The organism is Fictibacillus fluitans, assembly GCF_030418125.1.
Classification (GTDB): Bacteria; Bacillota; Bacilli; order Bacillales; family Fictibacillaceae; genus Fictibacillus_C; species Fictibacillus_C fluitans.
Genome location: NZ_JAUHTR010000001.1, coordinates 154,392 through 172,533 on the forward strand (window position 1 = coordinate 154,392; position 18,142 = coordinate 172,533).

Genomic DNA, 18,142 nt, shown 5'->3' on the forward strand with positions numbered 1-18,142 from the left:
GAATCATTGCAACGATCCCTTGAGAGGGAGATGGGGGGTAATCTTAATGACAAGCAGTTTAAGCAAAAGGTATACCTATTACTTCTTGTTGCCTGCTGGAATTGTTTATTTGGTATTTTTCATCTTTCCAACGGTCATGTCTCTGTTTTTCAGTATGACATGGTGGTCATTGACTGATTGGAAATTTATAGGGTTTGACAATTTTAAAACTTTTCTTACAGAAGATTCGTTAAATGTTGGGTTTAAAAATACGATAATTTACGCAGTCGTCACCTGTGGTTTAAAAGTAGTTCTAGGCTTGCTTCTTGGTGTTTTTCTCTGTACAAAGCTCAAGTCAGTCGGCTTTATCCGGTCAATGGTTTTTTTTCCAACGCTGCTCAGTACAATAGCAGTTGGCATTGCTTTTACCATGATGATGCATCCTTCACAGGGACTGTTCAATGTCACCCTGAAAGCAATGGGAATTATAGGACCTGACTGGCTTGGGGATACAAAAATTGCTTTGCTTTCTGTAGCATTGGTGGATGTCTGGAAAGGAGTAGGCATTGCAACAGTCATTTATATTGCAGGAATTATGTCCATTCCCAACGATTATTATGAAGCGCTAATGATCGATGGAGGAAACTCCTTCCATAAATTTTGGAACATTATTCTACCGCTCAGCAAACCTGCGATGAATTCGGTGATTATTCTATCATTTATCGGAGGACTTAGAACTTTTGATTTAATCTGGGCAATGACAAAAGGCGGACCGGGATTCAGTACCGATTTAATCGCTTCTATTATTTATAAGCAGTATCAGGGAGGATTCTATGGCCTTTCTACAGCAGGAAACGTCATTTTGTTCATTGTAGTTTCTGCCTTAGCCTTTCCGCTATATGCCTATCTTAATAGAAAAGAGGTGGATCTATGATAACCAAAACAATAAAACGTTCGCAGTTCAATCCTTTAGTAGTCAGAAGCAGTAAAAAAGAAAAACCAAGGAGCAAATCTAAGTGGGCGATTGAATTTATGGCTATTTTAATGACCATCTTTATTTTCGGTATACCCTTTTATTTTGTGATTATTAATGCAGTTAAAGACGCAACAGAGTCTGCTTCATTAAATATGGCATGGCCAGCTTCTTTCCACATTATTGATAACATTAATGCTGTGTTCCAAGCCCAAAATGGCATGATAATGCGAGCTTTCTACAATAGCATAATGATCACCCTGCTATCGATTTTCCTGCTGATTATTATGGGTTCCATGGCAGGATATGTTCTTCAGCGAAAAAAGAGCAAGCTGTCTCCATTGTTTAATTTTCTGATCCTGGCAGGTTTGATTATCCCTCCAGCTATTGTACCGACAATATGGGTGCTTAACAGTATCGGCTTATTTAAAACCATGCCAGGAATTGTACTGGTAGAGGTGGCTCTGCATCTCCCGTTTACTGTTTTACTCTATAAAGGTTTCATGGCAACCATACCAAAAGAAATTGAAGAAGCTGCCATAATTGACGGCTGCACAAAAAGCAAACTATTCTTTCACATTATATTTCCGTTACTCAAGCCTGTATCTTCCACGGTTATCGTTCTGACAGCAGTTGCTGTTTACAATGATTTTGTAAACCCATTATATTTTTTTCCGGGGTCTGAAAACGCGACACTGCAACTGACTTTATACAACTTTACGAGCATGTATAAAACAGAATGGAATCTTTTGTTTACCAACATTTTATTAATTTCAATACCACCATTGATTCTATTTATTTTCTTCAATAAAAAAATAATATCGGGAATGACATCCGGATCCATAAAATAGGAGACAAACAAGGAAAAAAGGGAGTAGGAGGCTAAAGTGAAAATCATTTTAATTTCTTTGGATACCTTGCGTGCTGACAGGTTGAGTTGTTATGGCTACGGACAGCAGACAAGTCCGTATATCGATTCAATCGCCAGTCAAGGCGTTTTATTCGAACAAGCTTTTCCTTCGGATATACCTACTGAAGTAGCACATACCAGTATTTTTACTGGAAAGACCGGTTTGACTACAGGCGTTGTTTCACATGGTTCTCCATCCTCTTTTTTATCCAAAGAGCATTCATGGCTTCCTGATATTATGCGTAAATCAGGATTTACCACCGCTGCGGTTGATAACTTGTACCATCTTAAAGAATGGTTCGCAAGGGGGTATCAGTATTATATAAATACTGTTGGAGCAAAAAGATGGATTGATGGGCAAAAGGTTAATGATTTGGCAAAGTCCTGGATCAAGGATCATAAAGATGAAGATTTTTTTCTCTTCTTGCATTATTGGGATCCACATACACCATATTTGCCACCAGAACAGTATGTACCTCAATTCTATGATTTTGCCAGTAATCCGTATGATCCCAAAAACAAAAGCATGGAACCAGCCTTTAATCATCCCGCTTATCCATTTTTTAAGCATCATCATTATGATCTTCTGGAAGGAGTGACGGATATTAACTATCTGGATGCGTTGTATAATGCCGAAATCCGTTACCTGGATGACTTGCTTAAAGACCTGGATACTTGCCTATCTGATCAGGGGATTACAGAAGATACCATGTTGATTTTGTTTGGTGATCACGGTGAGAGCTTAACGGAACACAATATATTTTGGGATCATTGCGGTTTATATGAACCAACTGTTCATATTCCCGTGATTATCCGTTGGCCAGGTCATATTAGAGGCGGTACGCGAGTGAAAGGGATGATCCAGCATACCGATCTTTTCCCAACCATTTTAGAGGCGGTGGAAAGCGAATTTCCGAACCGTGTTGATGGACAAAGCCTTTGGCCGTTAATTTATGGATCTAAAAAGGGAAACTATGATGAAGTTTACTTGAGTGAATGTGCTTGGCAAGCTGCAAGAGCTATTCGGACAGAACGGTATAAATATATCAAAAGCTATGATGGAGGACCATTTACCAGACCGCCCAGTGAACTTTATGATTTACACAAAGACCCCTATGAATTAACCAATTTAGTGTCTGCCCTCCCGGATCTGGCTGAACAATTTGAATCAAAGCTTAATTCATGGGTTAAGGTGAAAAACGGTGATAGGGAAGATCCCTTATTGATGACACTCCAAAGAGAGGGTCTTCCTTTTAAAAGGCGAATTGAAAAAATTCTTTCCTCCCACGGATTGACATGGGAGGAATGGAAGAAGGACCCGAGGCGTGAACGGCTGGAGTTTTCCAGTCAAATCATCACATAGCTATTATTTTGCTAATAAAGGAAACAGTTCTCCTTGCAATCTTTCATCTTTTTGTAAGTTTAGGCCATCTGTAATGATATGGTTTTTCCCATTAAACGTTGTACCATCAGGCATATAAATGATAACAAGTGCCCTTCTTGGCTTATCGGTCGTATTCGAATGTGCGAAATGAAAGGTGAGGCCATGATGAAAGGTACAGCTTCCGGCTTTCATTCTTATTGTCACAGGTGAGTTTTTTGGAATAGCCACTGATGAAGATTGTTCGAATATATTGGCAGGCTCTGCAAGATTGATTGGTTTCAGATTCTCTATTCTATGAGATTCAGGCAAAAACTTCATGCAGCCATTTGTTTCATCCACATCATCCAACGCAATCCATATTGACAATGCCTTTTTACCTGCCTCTCTGTTCATTGGCCAATAGGGGAAATCCTGGTGCCACGGTGTGGGTTTTGAATCTCCAGGCATTTTAAAAAGCGCATGATCATGAAACAATCGTATGCCATCTGACCCACTTAATTTCAGGGCAATACTGGCCAATTTAGAATCCAGTACAAATTTAGCAATACCTTGGTGATCACGCCATAAATTTACCTTCTGATTAAGTACCCTGTAATAAGCACCTCCTTTTTTATCGGTTTGGACTGATAAATTTGCGGGGGCCTCCATAGCATCATTTATAATGGACTGCAGTTCTGTGAGGTCATTCTTAGATAAAACATTATCAATTTTTACAAACCCATTGTTGATATAGAACTCTATTTGTTCCCGGGAAAGCAAGTTTTGGATATCCGTCTTAATCATCTAATCCCTCCATCGATAAATTCTTAGCTTCATAGTAGGCTAATCAATAACAGACTGCTTGGTCATTTGAACAAAAAAGTTGGAGAATCTGCTATATGACTTGAGTTTGCATCAGGTAAGGAGGCTTTATGAAACTGGCGTCGGAAACGTTTTTTAACAACAGTGCTTTCTCATTCTCAATCTTTCCCTATACCTTTAAATCCAATGAATCTATTCATTTGCATTATCATGAATTTTTTGAGTTGGGATATGTAATGAATGGCACTGGTTATCATTTGTACATGGACAACATTTATCCCATTAAGCAGGGAGACGTCTTATTAATAGAGCCTGGCAAGCTGCATGGCTATCAGTCTGACAAAACGGATCCCTTGTACGTTTGCAATGTATTGTTTCAACTTCCTTTTCTAAAAGATATTGCGGATATCCAAAGAAACTTATCCTGCTTTTCAAATCCAGGTTTTGCTCCTTTACTTGGGGACCGGGAAAATATTAATGAACGATTGGCATTGACTGGTTTGGAACATCTGGAAATCAGCTTGCTGATTAAAAAAATGATGAATGAATATCAGGGGAAAGAGGCTGAGTATCAGCTTCTTATCAAAGCAAAATTCATTGAACTTTTCACCTTGCTCAGACGGTCGACCCGGAGTCATGAAGTGGATGTTCGGAGCACAGAAGTGAAGTGGATGGAGGAGGTGTGCAGTTATATAAATATGTATTACAACGATCCCCTGTCACTCGATAAGATGAGCAAAGTAGCCGGTATGAGCAAATCAAATTTTACTTCAAAATTTAAACAGACAATCGGAAAAACATTCGTGGAATATCGTAATGAAATTCGAATAAAAGCTTCTTGCGATTTATTGAGAGAAACGGACATGAAAATTATTAACATTGCAAATGAAGTAGGTTTTGACGATATCAGCCATTTTATTCGGACATTTAAACAGCTTACCCGGGTGACTCCATCTGAGTATCGCAAAAAACACAGTCAGGTGTGGCTGAATTGACCATCAACTTGGCAGTATTGACCATGATTAATACCTTGTTTACCCGTATGATGGCTATAAGAAATTCACTTTGATCAAGGAGGGAAAATGAAATGACGTTAAAAGTTGGAATAGTAGGAGTAGGAAACATCGGGAGTATCCACGCTTCTGTTTATCATGAGAACCCAGAGACAGAAATTGTGGCGGTGTGTGATATTGATCGAACGAAAGCGGATGCTGCTGCAACTAAATTCGGGGCAAATGCCTTTTACTCCGTGAATGAAATGCTGGAAAGTAAAACTGAATTGAATCTCGTAAGCGTTTGCACCAAAGGCGAGGAAAATGGAAGTGAACATTTCGATCCGACGATTCAGCTTCTAAGTGCAGGAATACCCGTATTAGGGGAAAAGCCTATATCCAATCAAATTCAGGAAGGCAGACAAATGGTTGACCTGGCGAGAACAAACCGTGTCCCTTATGCCATTAATTTAAATCACCGGTTTACACCTGCTTCAGAAAAAGCGAAAGAGTGGGTGTTAAATCAGCGGCTGGGCAAACTTCATATGATTAATATGCGGATGTGGATTAACAACCCTGTAGAAAGTTCACCATGGTTTCATTTAAGAGCTCTGCATCCTCACTCTTTTGATGTTATGCGTTATTTCTGCGGCGATGTCAAACGAGTGGCTGCTTTTATGATGAAGGGAGAAGGGCGTTCAATTTGGTCGAATACCCAAATCATTTTGGAATTTGAAAACGGAACGATTGGAAATCTCGTGGGAAGCTATGATGCTGGAGCAAGCTATGGGCTTGAACGTTGTGAAGTGGTCGGTTCCAAAGGCCGGTTTGTTTTGGAGGATGCGTGTGAACATTTAACCTTCTATCCAAGAAACAGTATTGAAACGGAGACCTACAGTTACCTGGGCGGCATGGGCTCATTTAGTGAAACTTTTAAAAGCAGGATTGATCACTTTATCGATCAGCTGCGTTCAGGAGCAACTTATGATGAAATTAGCGGATCAGGTGAAGATGCTTTAAAGGCACAAATGATCATTGAAGCAGCGATTGAGTCATGGGAAACCGGACAAATTGTGGAAGTCAAAAATACATTGTCAGTTACAGGAGGAAAAATATGATTAAACTTGGTGTGAACTCAGTTTTGTTTAAAGACTTTGATTTTGAAACCGCTGCCAAACATATTGCTCTAGCAGGGTATGACGGAATTGAAATTGCCGCCATCAAAGGCATGTGTGAGCATTTAGCTTTAGAACGATGGGAAGAACAAAGCAATGACATTGTAAAGATTACTGAAAAATACGGCCTGGAGCTATTGTCGATGGAAGTTGCTTCACTTGATGAAGAACGTCTTGAGAAAGCTTTTGAAGCCGCCGCTGCAATGAAGATCCCTGTAGTTAATGTCGGACCTGGCGGTAAGTCTGAACAAGAAGGGGACCTTCAGCAATCCATTGGAACACTCAATCGGTTATCAAAAAAGGCAGAGACCTATGGTGTCACGCTGTGTGTAAAAGCTCATGTGGGACAATCAATTTTTAACACACCTACTACCATGGAAGCCATTAAAGGAGTTACCTCCCCGGCCTTTGGCATAGATATGGACCCTAGCCATATCTACCGAGGAAATGAAAACCCGGAGGATGAGATCCGCAAGATTATTGGTCAGGTAAAACACGTTCACATTCGGGATTGTAAAGGACGAACCCAAGGGCCAGGAGCGATTGAGAATCAGGCATGTGGCCGGGGCGACATTGATTTATTTAATTACTGCAAAGCATTAGTTGATGCAAACTATTCGGGTCCAGTTTGTTTAGAAGTGATCGGTGCAAAGGAGCATTCACTTACTCAAGTTTCCATCATTGCTGCCGAAAGCTATGGTTATTTGAATGCATGCTTAAAATTTTTGAAAGCCAACCAGCCAAATCTGGTATAGAAGGGGTTAATACCAATGAATAAAAAAACGAACATTATTCTTTTTGGCATAGACAGCCTCAGGCGGGATCACATGAGTTCATATGGATATCACAGGCTTACTACTCCACATATAGACAAGCTTGCCGAAAAAGGCGTCTTGTTTAAGAACCATTTCAGCCCGAGTATACCTACCACTCCTGGCTATGCATCCATGCTGACAGGGATGGATTGCTTTGGAACCGATATAGTTGCTCTTCGGCATGAAGGTCCGATGGGCGATCATGTGCAAACACTGGCAGAAGTGCTAAACAAGCAGTCCTACAATACGACTTGTGTTGGATTCAGCGGGAATCCTTCTTCAAGGGGATTTCAAAACTATCTTGATTATGAAGCATGGCAACCTGATGAAACAGGACGTTGTCCTAAAGCTGAAAATTTAAATGATGTTGTCATACCCGAATTGAAACGGCTTGCTGGTGAAGAGGCCCCTTTTTTTCTCTTCATCAGACACATGGATCCTCATTCTCCATATCTTCCACCAAAGCCGTTTGAAAGGTTATTTTATGATGGAGATGAAAAGAATCCTGCTAATCAATCATTAAAAGCGCTGTATGAATTCAAACCTTTTGCAGATTTTATGAAATCTTGGATTCCCGAAGGCTGCACTGATTCGGAGTATGTGGATGCACAGTATGATGGTGCTCTTGCGTATATGGATGCCTGCATTCAAAATATCTTAACTTCAGTTGAAGCCTTAAATATTGCAGAAGAAACGTTGATTGTCATTACATCAGATCATGGAGAAACATTAAACGAGCATGATTGCTGGTATGATCATCATGGTCTTTATGATCATAATCTGGTCGTTCCGCTCATTATTAAATACCCGGGTAAAGTGCCTGAAGGGGTCACAGTATCTAGTCCGACATTTATTAAAGATATTATGCCAACGCTACTCGAATTGATTGAGATCGAAACAGATATCCCTTTTGACGGGGAAAGCCTTGTTTCCCAATTGAACGTTACACACGAGAGTGAAAAGCAGCCAGCAGAATTTTATATCACCGAATGTACCTGGATGCGAAAGCATGGATGGAGAACACATGAGTGGAAATTAATTTGTGCGCTTGAACCGGATCTCCATTTTAAGCCGGAGATTGAATTGTACAACCTGAAGCAAGATCCTTTGGAGCTTAATAACCAAGCGGAACAGGAACCTGAAACTGTTCAAATATTGATGGAAAAAATGAATGATTATATTTCCGCCAGAGAAAAGCAAACTGGACGGCCAAATCCGATGTATAAAAATTTAAACTGGCATGGACTGGACCGGGGGCCGTTTCAATCTTCCCAAGAGGCATATGATTCCATGTATATTGGCTCCATTCATACTGCCAGAAGGCTGCAAGCTAAACAAAAAAAGGAACAGAATGTATAAAACATTACAGAATGCTTCGAGGATGATCCTCGAGGCATTTCCATCATAAAGGAGTGCAAAAGAGTGTTAAAAGCAGCGGTAGTCGGTGTTAACCGGATCGGACAGAAGCATTGCTATTATTTACAGCAAAACCCTGATGTTGAACTTGTAGCGATTTGCGATCTGAATCAAGAACTGCTCCGGTCAGTGGGACAGAAGCTCAATGTCAAAACGTATTCCCTTTTAAAAGAAATGCTTGTAAATGAAGCACTTGACCTTGCCATTATAGCTACCGGGGGGGAAGAAAAAGGTTCCCATCATTATGAACCTGCCATGGCGGTTATTGAAGCAGGAAAGGATGTTCTGATTGAAAAACCACTTTCCAATCGTATTGAGGAGGCAGTTGAGCTGGTAAACTATGCTGCACAGCAAAACGTTCGTCTGGCCTGTAACCTCAATCACCGGTTTGTACCGGCTGCCTGGCAGGCAAAAAAGTGGATTGAAAACGGAGAGTTAGGAACACTGCTGTACTTAAATATGAAGTTAACAATTGATAATAAAAATGAGTCCAGTCCCTGGGTTCATATGCGAGCTCTGCATTCCCATTCAATCGACGTTCTTCAATACCTTGGCGGAAATATTAAACGGGTTCAGTCATTTATGACCAAAGGACCTGGAAGAAATAGTTGGTCTACCGCTTCTATTAATCTTGAATTCGAGTCTGGTGCAGTGGGACACTTAACCGGAAGCTATGATATGGATAACCATCACCCTATTGAATATTGTGAAGCAGCGGGGCATAAGGGACGGCTGACTATAGACAATGTATATGAAGAACTGACATTGTTTCCACATTCCAGCAAGGAAAGCCGGTCGATAAGAAACTCAGTCTTAACGGGAATGAACGGATTTGATGATACATTCAAGAACAGGATTGATGTATTTATAAGTGAAATCAAGCAATCGGTCTCTCCTTCAAAGATCTCAGGCTCTGGCCTTGAAGCTTTATCCGCACAGCAAGTGATCGAGGCAGCCATTTGTTCACAGGAGGAAAACGGGGCGGTTATTGACGTAAAGCGCACGTCAATAAGTGTCCTCCATAATTGATGAAAAGGTGGGAAGTATGGATAAGCTGCCAAATATATTGCTCATTACTGTCGATCAGCAACGGTATGATTGCCTTGGGTTTGTAAAAACGTTTCCAGTACGAACGCCTAATCTGGATCAATTGGCAGCTGAAGGCTTATCTTTTACAAATGCCTACTCTCATTTACCCGTTTGTGGTCCTGCAAGGCAATCCTTCATTAACTGCAGACGGCCGGAGCTGATTGGAGGCCTTTGGAATTACTCAGGCGGTTTAAAAATACCTGCCCTGGAACCTGAAGAGTATTCCTGGGCCCGTACGTTAAAAGAAAAAAAGTATCAGACGGGCTACATTGGAAAATGGGGGGTTCATCCACAGTATGACGCTACTTATTACGGATTTGACCAATGTGTTCAGGAACAGGAATATATACAATACCTTAATGAACTTCATCCAAAGTCTACTGCAACCAGATCCTTTTTTGGCCAAAAAAGTCCCATCCCGCTAAAGAATACCAAAACACATTGGACAGCTGAAAAAGCGATCACAATGATTCAGGAATATTCCTTAAAGGATGATCCCTGGCTTATCAGGGTTAATTTTTCAGAACCTCATTTGCCATGCGAACCCTCAGAACCTTTTTCTGATTGGTACCGTCCAGAAGATATACCAATGTGGCCGTCATTTACTGAGACCTTTACGAATAAACCATATGTTCAAAAACAGCAGTTGCATAATTGGGAGGTGCAGGATTTTACTTGGGATGATTGGGCCCCCATTGTTGCCAGATATTATGGCATAATCAGCCAGCTGGATGATGCGATCGGAAGAATACTGACCTCTTTACAGCGTCAGTCTGATGCATTGAACACAATAGTTATCTATACAAGTGATCACGGGGATTTATGTGGAGGTCACCGTATGATGGACAAACATTATGTTATGTACGAGGAGGTAGTAAGAGTTCCTCTCATCCTCTCCTGGCCAAACATTATTAAAGCCGGTGTCTGTGATCAATTTGTTTACAATTTCTTAGATCTTCCACCAACTATTCTTGATTGGCTCAATCTTCCTATACCTTCCTTTGCACAAGGGCAATCTCTTGTGCCGCTTATTAAAAATCATCATATGCCATCTTGGAGAAAGGAGGTTATTGTTACGTATAATGGCCAACAATTTGGTTTATACACACAACGGATGATCCGAACCATTCAATGGAAATATGTATGGAACTTAACCGATGTGGACGAATTGTATGACCTTAAAAGTGATGCTAATGAGCTTAATAATCTCATTTGCGAGCCATCACATGCGGACCTTTTAAAACAATTACGTGAAACGCTTTTTAAAGAATTGGATCAGCAGGGTGACGGCATTGTAAAAAATCAATGGATGAAAAACCAGTTGCTCAAGGGCAATAAAAATTAAAGGGGACAAGAATGCAGACAATGCGAGTAGAGAGCGCAAAATATATGACGGAAATGGATTTTCCATTTTGGGTTAAACGGTTTATCCATACGGATTTTAATATTCCGCCAGCCCATTCTCATGAATTTGTTGAACTCATATTTGTGGTTAAGGGCAAAGGAGAGCACGTTTTTGAAGGGGTCTCATATCCTATTAAACAAAATGATATATTCATAATTAACCCTGGAGAAGTTCATACTTACACGGTGCAGTCGGGGGAATCTCTGGAAATAATAAATTGTTTGTTCCTACCCAATTTGATCAACCATAAGTGGCTAAAAGAACTGGGCATATCAGAGTCCATGGATTTCTTCTATATACATCCCTTCCTTAATGAGAAAGAAAGATTCCATCACCGCATAAACCTAAATGACAGGCACTCTACTAGAATACTCGATCTGCTCAACGCCTTGATGTTTGAGTTTGAAGCCAGAAAGCCATGCTTTATGACGTTGGTCCGATTACAAATAGTTGAGCTGTTTATCCTGTTATCGCGGATATTTAATGAGAAAAGAATAAATTCATTCCATTCAAGCGAGAGTAACCAGGACAATATTATTGTACAAAGAATACGCGGTTATCTGGAAAGGCATTATGATGAAAAAATATGCATCCCGGAACTGTGCCATCTTTTTGGAATCAGCTCCCGCCATTTAAATCGTGTATTCAAAAAAGTATGTGGAAAAACAGTCATTGAATGGGTCCACCAAATTCGAATTGATAAAGCAAAATATCTTCTCATTCATTCTGATGAAAAAGTAATTACCGTTGCCACAAAGGTCGGTTATGAGGACCCTGCCTTTTTTAGTAAACTTTTTCAAAGAATGGTCGGTTGTTCGCCGGGTAAATACAAATTAAAAGAACAATAAAAAAGCAGGCCACCAGGTTTGCTTTATTTTTATTTTACAAGTATTTACTTTTTTAGGAGGCAGGTCTATTATAGAAGATAATTTAATAGCTGAATAATCTGATAACTTTATTTTTAAAGGAGAGGAATGGTAATGATGTTAGATTCTATTTTTATGCAGCCGTTATCAAATTGAAAGGTGTGTGAAAAATGACAGCGATGAATCTCGCCTATCTACTGAGCAAGTCAGCAGCCGCTTATCCTGATCATAGGGCGATCGTTTATGGAGAAAAGACTTTAACGTTCCGACAGCTGGATGACCGGGTTAATCAGTTGGCAGCTGTGCTGAAAGCTAACTTGAGTCCCGGAGATCGGGTCGCAATTTTTTCCCCGAACCGTCCGGAAATTCTTGAAGTGATGTTTGCGGTTTGGAAGGCGGGTCTAGTTGTTGTTCCGCTGAACTTTCGTCTTCATGAAAATGAAGTACTGTATATTTTGAATCATAGTGATGTTGCCGCCTTCTTTTATGATGGGGTTTATCAGGAACAAGTGAAAGGAATGAAGGGAAATCTATCAGCCTCGCTGTGTATTTGTTTCGATCAAGAGTACGAAAACCTTTTGGGGCAGGGGAAGAATGGTGTAGAGATGGCCGCTGTCAATGGTGACGATCTGGCCTGGCTTTTTTACACCTCCGGAACGACCGGACGTCCAAAGGGAGCGATGCTGACACATCGGAATTTGCTGTTGATGGTCCTTAGTTTATGTACCGATTTATATTCATTCAGCCATAGCGACATCGGCTTGCATGCGGCTCCCTTAAGCCACGGGTCCGGATTATATGCATTGCCGCTTATTGCCCGGGGCGGAACCCAAGTTATTTTGGAATCAAGCAACTTCAAGCCTGAACGTGTTTTTGAGCTCATCGAAAAACATCAAGTGAGCGTTTTGCCGTTTCTTGCGCCAACCATCGTGAAGCGGTTAACCGACTCCGTTACGAAAAAACAATATAAGCTCGACAGCCTTGCCTGCATTCTGTATGGCGGTGCACCGATGTATGTGGAAGATTTAAAAGCGGCTATCCATTCTTTCGGTCCTATTTTTGCACAGGTGTATGGACAGGGAGAATGCCCGATGACCATTACGGGCTTAAGCCGCGAACAACATCTGCTGGAAAACATTGAAGTTTTATCATCTGCTGGAACAGCCAGAACAGGAGTAGAGATAGCCATTTTTAATCCTCAGGGCAATAAACTCCCAGTTGGACAAACCGGGGAAGTAGCCGTTAAAGGAGATTTGGTAATGAAAGGGTATTGGAATGATCCGCCAGCTACTGAAAAAGCGATAAAAAATGGCTGGCTCCTTACAGGGGATGTTGGAAACATCGACGGAAAAGGATTTTTGTACATTCTGGACCGTACGAAAGACATGATCATCAGTGGAGGCAACAATATTTATCCCCGTGAAGTGGAGGAAGTGCTGCTTCAGCATCCGTACATTGATGAATTGAGCGTGTTTGGCATTCCTGACCAAGAATGGGGTGAAGCGGTTTGTGCAGCCATTGTTATAAAAGAAGGGCAGAACCTCTCAGATCTGGAAATAAAGGAGTATTGCAAAGCGCATTTAGCAAGCTATAAAAAACCATCCACTATTCATTTTGTAGAAACGTTGCCTAAAAATGCCTATGGGAAAATCATGAAAAAGGAGCTACGAGCTCACTACTCAAAAAATTTCTCTTTATAACCATTACATACGCAAAGGAGCATGTCTCGTGAAAAAAAGCCGAATTTTGTTCGCCAGTCTGGCCGGGTCGGTTATTGAATGGTATGACTTTTATTTATATGGAACAGCTACAGGCCTTGTTTTTTCGACGCTTTACTTTCCCTCACATGATCCGGCGATTTCTCTTCTTCTCGCATTTTTAACCTTTGGCGCCGGGTATGCCGCACGACCACTGGGTAGTATTATCTTCGGTCATATGGGGGACCGGATCGGAAGAAAAGCATCCCTCATTTTTACGTTGATTGGCATGGGAGGCAGCTCCATGCTGATCGGTGTACTTCCCACGTATGCGCAGGTTGGATTGCTGGCGCCTGTGCTGCTGGTTGTGCTCCGCCTGATTCAGGGAATTGCCCTGGGTGGCGAATGGGGAGGAGCCATTTTGCTGGCAACGGAGTATGCACCGAAAGGACTGCGCGGGTTATATGGATCCATTCCGCAAATGGGTGTTCCGATTGGCCTGGTTACGGGTTCATTCAGCTTAACGTTAATCAGTTACCTGACAACAAACAGTCAGTTTATGGCATGGGGATGGAGGATTCCCTTTTTGCTGAGCGGTGTACTTATTGCTTTGGCGATCTGGGTACGCAGCGGAATTGAAGAAACGCCGGCTTTTAAAAAGGAAAAAGAAAGCGGGAATATTGCAGCTGTGCCGATTGTTGAAACGTTCAGGAAGGATTGGAAGAATGTTCTCCGTGCGATTGGTTTAAAGGTTGGAGATGGCTTCTTTAATGTTTTTTCCATGTCTTATCTGCTCGTTTTTGCCACTATATATTTGGGCTATTCCCGTGATACGGCATTAACAGCGCTTACCATCGGGTGTGCCACCATGCTGATTTCCATCCCGCTCTTTGGGTTTTTATCGGATTATATCGGCCGAAAATTGATTTACATAGGCGGTTTAGTGCTCATGTTTCTCCTCGTTGTTCCTTACTTTTCACTCATTGATGAGGGTGCCGGATGGCTCTATCTCATGCAGGCCATCATGCTTGGCGTGTTGTGGGGGGCAATCTTTGCCACTCAGGGAACATTGTTTGCTGAGTTGTTTCCCGCCAATGTCCGATATACCGGCCTGTCTGTCGGATATCAGGTAGCCGCAGCCATTGCCGGGTTTGGACCGATTATGTGGGGAACCATGGCCGAATCATTTGGTCCATCACCCTGGGTATTCGGCGGATTCATGATGGCTGGATTAACAATCTCTATTATTCTGAGTGTGTATATGCCTGGATCTCAGAAAAAGGCAGTAACAACCAGCACTAAGGACAATGCGAATACGATAGCACAAAAACTGTAATACAAAGCAATCTGTTAAAATGAAGGAACAATAAGCAGAAAGGAGGAATGAATATGCATAAAACGGTGATGCTCGCCGGCCATGCCAAGCTTCCCCAAGGAATGGCAGCGAGCGATATTTACCAGACGCTAACGGTGACACTTGAAACGGATGTAACGTATTGGGTGATTGTTGATGCATCCTGTACGCTTGCAACGGAACATGCACAGCAATTTTTGAGCCGGCTGTTGAGAGGTTACAGTCTGCTGGATGGCCTTGAGCCGATACTACAAGTCCTTGAAAATCATTACCATGGCAAGGCGCAATCTGCCTTGGTGGCAGCAGCGAAGGATGCATTTAAACAATATCAATACATAAATGAGAAATTTGAATTTTCAAAAAACGTTTGACAACTGAATTTTTATTCTTTAAGATAAAGCTAACATTTACTTCTAGAAAGGCGGCCCCTTTCAGAAACGGTAAATTGAGGTATTGGTTAAATTTAAATTAACTGTTAAGTCTATGGGACTTCCTTTCGGGAGCCGGCAGTAGACTATAGCCAGTTATATCATTTCGTGTGCAAATGATATGGCTGGCTATTTTTGTTGTCTAATAAAAGGAGGATGAAAAATGAGCATTGTTCAACAGACTGTAAGATCGTTTACTGGAAAATATGAAAACTTTGAGGTTAAAGAGCATCCCGTCCATCACCGGCTGTATACCATTGAAGTGGACAAGAAAGTCCTTGTCACGTTTTTGGAAAAGAATAAGGAAGTTACCTCACAGCGCCTGGAATATGTCCCATACATGAGACTGGTTCTGGCAGACAGTCTGCAATCCTCTATTGGCAGCGAATTTGTCCAGACGATTCGTGCCATACTGCATGACCGAAATTCGGGAGGATTTACTATTGGTCTGCAGAGCCTAACCATTGATGAAGAGGATTATGTAAAATTTGCGACAGCAATTTCACACCTTGTCGGCGGAGTGAACTTCGATGCCATGTCAGGTACATATTACGCCAGGTTTTCAGTGAAGGATACGGACCATAGTGATTCATACCTTCGCCAGGCGTACCGTCTGTTTACTCTGCATACTGATGGCACATACGTGGATGAAACTACAGATTGGCTTTTAATGATGAAGTTTAGTGAGGAACATGCTGCAGGAGGAGAATCCAGGCTGATGCATTTGGACGATTGGGAAGAGTTGGACAAGTTTTCCGGACATCCAATTGGATCGTGCCGGATCGAATATAGAGCTCCTTCCAGTAAAAATGTGAGTAAAAGCGTATACAATCGAACATTTTATGAAGTAAACGGAAAACCGTGTATTTGCTTTATTGACCAGTTCGCTTATCCTTCAACCATTGAAGAAGCTGTCTATTTAAAAGAGCTTTCCGATTCAATGGAAAACAGCAGGGCAACGATTGCTTTACCTCTTCCTGCAGGAGATTTGGTCATGATTAACAATACGTTCTGGCTGCATGGGAGAGCTCCTTTTGAAAAGAACCAAAAGCTTTACCGAGAGCTGTTAAGACAAAGAGGATATTTTGCAAAAGTATAGGTAGTGATAGTTAAGACTCTGCCCTCTGTGACTTCAGGGCTGGGTCTTTCTTCCTTATTCATCGAAAGAAAGCAGGACAAAGTCGAATGGAGGAGGGTTTTTCCTTTATTTCAAGAAGTCATAAGTATCTGCCTTCAGAAAAGGGGAATATAAATGCGCACTCAGTCATCGACGGAATTGGAAGTTTTACAGCAAAAATTAAACAAAGCCACAGCTATGAACAGGGAATTAGACGCCATTATTGAAAGCTCGTACGATGTTATTTACATAACAGATGTTAATGGGGTAACGTTAAAAACCAATTCAGCCATTGAACGGATTACCGGCATACCGAAAGAATACTATATTGGTAAAAATGTAGACGCGTTAATGAAACGAGGGATATTGAAGGATTCAATCACCCAAAAGGTCTTGGAAAAAAAGCGCGCCGTTTCTACCATTCAATACAATTACTCAGGAAAAGAAACATTGATTACGGGTAATCCTGTATTCAATGATCACGGGGAAGTAGAGAAGGTTGTCACGAATATCAGAGATCTCTCCGAGCTGAATGAACTCCAGGCTGCTCTCCGAAAAGCGAACGAACTGAACAAAAGCTACAAAATGGAAATTGAAAGACTTAAAAGCCGGTCTGTCAATGAAAGCGATATCATTTTGCGCAGCCCGCAAATGAAAAGGATATACGAGATGGCCCGCCGTATTGCTGATGTGGATGCGACTGTTCTAATTCTCGGAGAGACCGGAGTAGGAAAAGATGTTTTAGCCAAATATGTTCATTCGAAAAGCGTGCGATCCAAAGAAGGGAAATTCATTAAAATAAACTGTGGAGCCATTCCTCCTGACCTTCTGGAATCAGAATTGTTTGGTTACGAGCGGGGCGCTTTTACGGGAGCTAATTCAAAAGGAAAACCGGGTATTTTTGAAATGGCGGACAACGGAATATTGTTTCTGGATGAAATTGGAGAGCTGCCTTTAGCCCTTCAAGTAAAGCTGCTGCGAACCTTGCAAGAAAGGGAAATTCGGCGTATAGGAGGTACACATTCGAAAAAAATTAATGTCAGGATCATTGCAGCCACGAATCGGAATTTAAAAGAAATGGTGACAAAAGGAGATTTCCGAGAAGATTTATATTACCGGTTGAATGTGGTTCCCATTGTCATTCCTTCTTTAAAGGAACGTAAAGAGGATATCTCCCCGCTTCTTTACTTGTTTTTAGAGATGGTAAACGAAAAGTATAGTTTAAAAAAGGCGATCGACAGCAGTTTACATGATTTCTTTTATTCCTATCATTGGCCAGGTAATGTAAGGGAGCTTGCCAATATGGTTGAACGCCTTACACTTATGTCCCAGTCAGATTGTTTGACCATCAGAGACCTGCCTGCAGAGTATGCAGAATATACTCCAAAAGAAGAGAACTCCGATGAGATGACTTTGAAAGAAGTAGTTGAACGCGCTGAAAAAAGAGCATTATCACAAGCTGTGAAAACGTACAATACCACTTACGAAATCGCTCAAGCATTGGACACGAGCCAGCCTACCATCGTAAGGAAACTTCAGAAGTATCAAATTAAAATTGGAGAAAATGCATAAAAAATGATTCAGCGCTAAGGCGTCTGGATCTTTTTTATTCTCATTTGATGCATTTATGAATCGGTGATACAAATTTGCATCATGAAGAATCATACATTCACGAGATATTGATACATTTTTGTATCAAACACCCTTTTTTCTTTTGCCCTTTCTCGTCATGGCCCTCTTT

The 18,142-nt window shown here is 41.3% G+C and carries 16 protein-coding genes; 15 read left to right on the forward strand and 1 reads right to left on the reverse strand.

The window, feature by feature from the left end; translation table 11 throughout:
* Nucleotides 1-46 precede the first annotated feature (46 nt).
* From QYB97_RS00715 to QYB97_RS00725, 3 genes are all read left to right on the forward strand, one after another.
* Nucleotides 47-913 carry a carbohydrate ABC transporter permease gene (locus QYB97_RS00715; RefSeq protein WP_301164041.1) on the forward strand — a complete coding sequence of 289 codons (867 nt, stop codon included), beginning with the start codon at nt 47-49 and terminating at the stop codon, nt 911-913.
* A 98-nt stretch (nt 914-1,011) separates the two neighbouring features.
* The gene (locus tag QYB97_RS00720; protein ID WP_301164887.1) at nt 1,012-1,803 is read left to right on the forward strand and encodes a carbohydrate ABC transporter permease; all 792 of its coding nucleotides are present in this window, start codon (nt 1,012-1,014) and stop codon (nt 1,801-1,803) included.
* Nucleotides 1,804-1,839: 36 nt separating this feature from the next.
* The gene (locus tag QYB97_RS00725) at nt 1,840-3,225 is read left to right on the forward strand and encodes a sulfatase family protein (protein ID WP_301164042.1); all 1,386 of its coding nucleotides are present in this window, start codon (nt 1,840-1,842) and stop codon (nt 3,223-3,225) included.
* 3 nt (nt 3,226-3,228) lie between these two features.
* Here the strand turns inward: QYB97_RS00725 and QYB97_RS00730 are convergent, their stop codons facing one another.
* Nucleotides 3,229-4,029 (reverse strand): phytanoyl-CoA dioxygenase family protein, encoded by an 801-nt coding sequence (locus QYB97_RS00730; RefSeq protein ID WP_301164043.1) that lies wholly within the window; start codon nt 4,027-4,029, stop codon nt 3,229-3,231.
* Nucleotides 4,030-4,157: 128 nt separating this feature from the next.
* Between QYB97_RS00730 and QYB97_RS00735 the strand changes: the two genes are divergently transcribed.
* The 12 genes from QYB97_RS00735 (at nt 4,158) to QYB97_RS00790 (ending at nt 17,973) form a co-directional block, all read left to right on the forward strand.
* Nucleotides 4,158-5,042: an AraC family transcriptional regulator gene (locus QYB97_RS00735; RefSeq protein WP_301164044.1), complete on the forward strand. Its 885-nt coding sequence runs from the start codon at nt 4,158-4,160 to the stop codon at nt 5,040-5,042.
* Nucleotides 5,043-5,134: 92 nt separating this feature from the next.
* Nucleotides 5,135-6,157 (forward strand): Gfo/Idh/MocA family protein, encoded by a 1,023-nt coding sequence (locus QYB97_RS00740; protein WP_301164045.1) that lies wholly within the window; start codon nt 5,135-5,137, stop codon nt 6,155-6,157.
* Entirely contained in the window at nt 6,154-6,969 is an 816-nt protein-coding gene (locus tag QYB97_RS00745; protein WP_301164046.1) for a sugar phosphate isomerase/epimerase family protein, read from the forward strand. The genes QYB97_RS00740 and QYB97_RS00745 overlap by 4 nt, the downstream gene beginning before the upstream one ends.
* Before the next feature lie 15 nt (nt 6,970-6,984).
* Nucleotides 6,985-8,388 (forward strand): sulfatase family protein, encoded by a 1,404-nt coding sequence (locus QYB97_RS00750; RefSeq protein ID WP_301164047.1) that lies wholly within the window; start codon nt 6,985-6,987, stop codon nt 8,386-8,388.
* Nucleotides 8,389-8,451: 63 nt separating this feature from the next.
* A complete protein-coding gene (locus QYB97_RS00755; protein ID WP_301164048.1) occupies nt 8,452-9,474 on the forward strand; it encodes a Gfo/Idh/MocA family protein in 1,023 nt (340 codons plus the stop codon).
* Between the two features lie 16 nt (nt 9,475-9,490).
* Complete coding sequence (locus QYB97_RS00760; RefSeq protein ID WP_301164049.1) at nt 9,491-10,879, forward strand: sulfatase family protein; 1,389 nt, start codon at nt 9,491-9,493, stop codon at nt 10,877-10,879.
* An 11-nt stretch (nt 10,880-10,890) separates the two neighbouring features.
* Nucleotides 10,891-11,787, forward strand: coding sequence for an AraC family transcriptional regulator (locus QYB97_RS00765; RefSeq protein ID WP_301164050.1), 897 nt, complete (start codon nt 10,891-10,893; stop codon nt 11,785-11,787).
* 188 nt (nt 11,788-11,975) lie between these two features.
* Nucleotides 11,976-13,505 carry an acyl-CoA synthetase gene (locus QYB97_RS00770; protein ID WP_301164051.1) on the forward strand — a complete coding sequence of 510 codons (1,530 nt, stop codon included), beginning with the start codon at nt 11,976-11,978 and terminating at the stop codon, nt 13,503-13,505.
* Between the two features lie 28 nt (nt 13,506-13,533).
* On the forward strand, nt 13,534-14,838 hold the full coding sequence (locus QYB97_RS00775; protein WP_301164052.1) for an MFS transporter: 1,305 nt from the start codon (nt 13,534-13,536) through the stop codon (nt 14,836-14,838).
* A 53-nt stretch (nt 14,839-14,891) separates the two neighbouring features.
* Nucleotides 14,892-15,227, forward strand: coding sequence for a DUF3870 domain-containing protein (locus QYB97_RS00780; protein ID WP_301164053.1), 336 nt, complete (start codon nt 14,892-14,894; stop codon nt 15,225-15,227).
* Nucleotides 15,228-15,447: 220 nt separating this feature from the next.
* Nucleotides 15,448-16,383, forward strand: a complete 936-nt coding sequence (gene glaH / locus QYB97_RS00785) for a glutarate dioxygenase GlaH (RefSeq protein WP_301164054.1) — start codon at nt 15,448-15,450, stop codon at nt 16,381-16,383.
* 153 nt (nt 16,384-16,536) lie between these two features.
* Complete coding sequence (locus QYB97_RS00790) at nt 16,537-17,973, forward strand: sigma-54 interaction domain-containing protein (RefSeq protein ID WP_301164055.1); 1,437 nt, start codon at nt 16,537-16,539, stop codon at nt 17,971-17,973.
* The last annotated feature ends 169 nt before the right edge of the window (nt 17,974-18,142 follow it).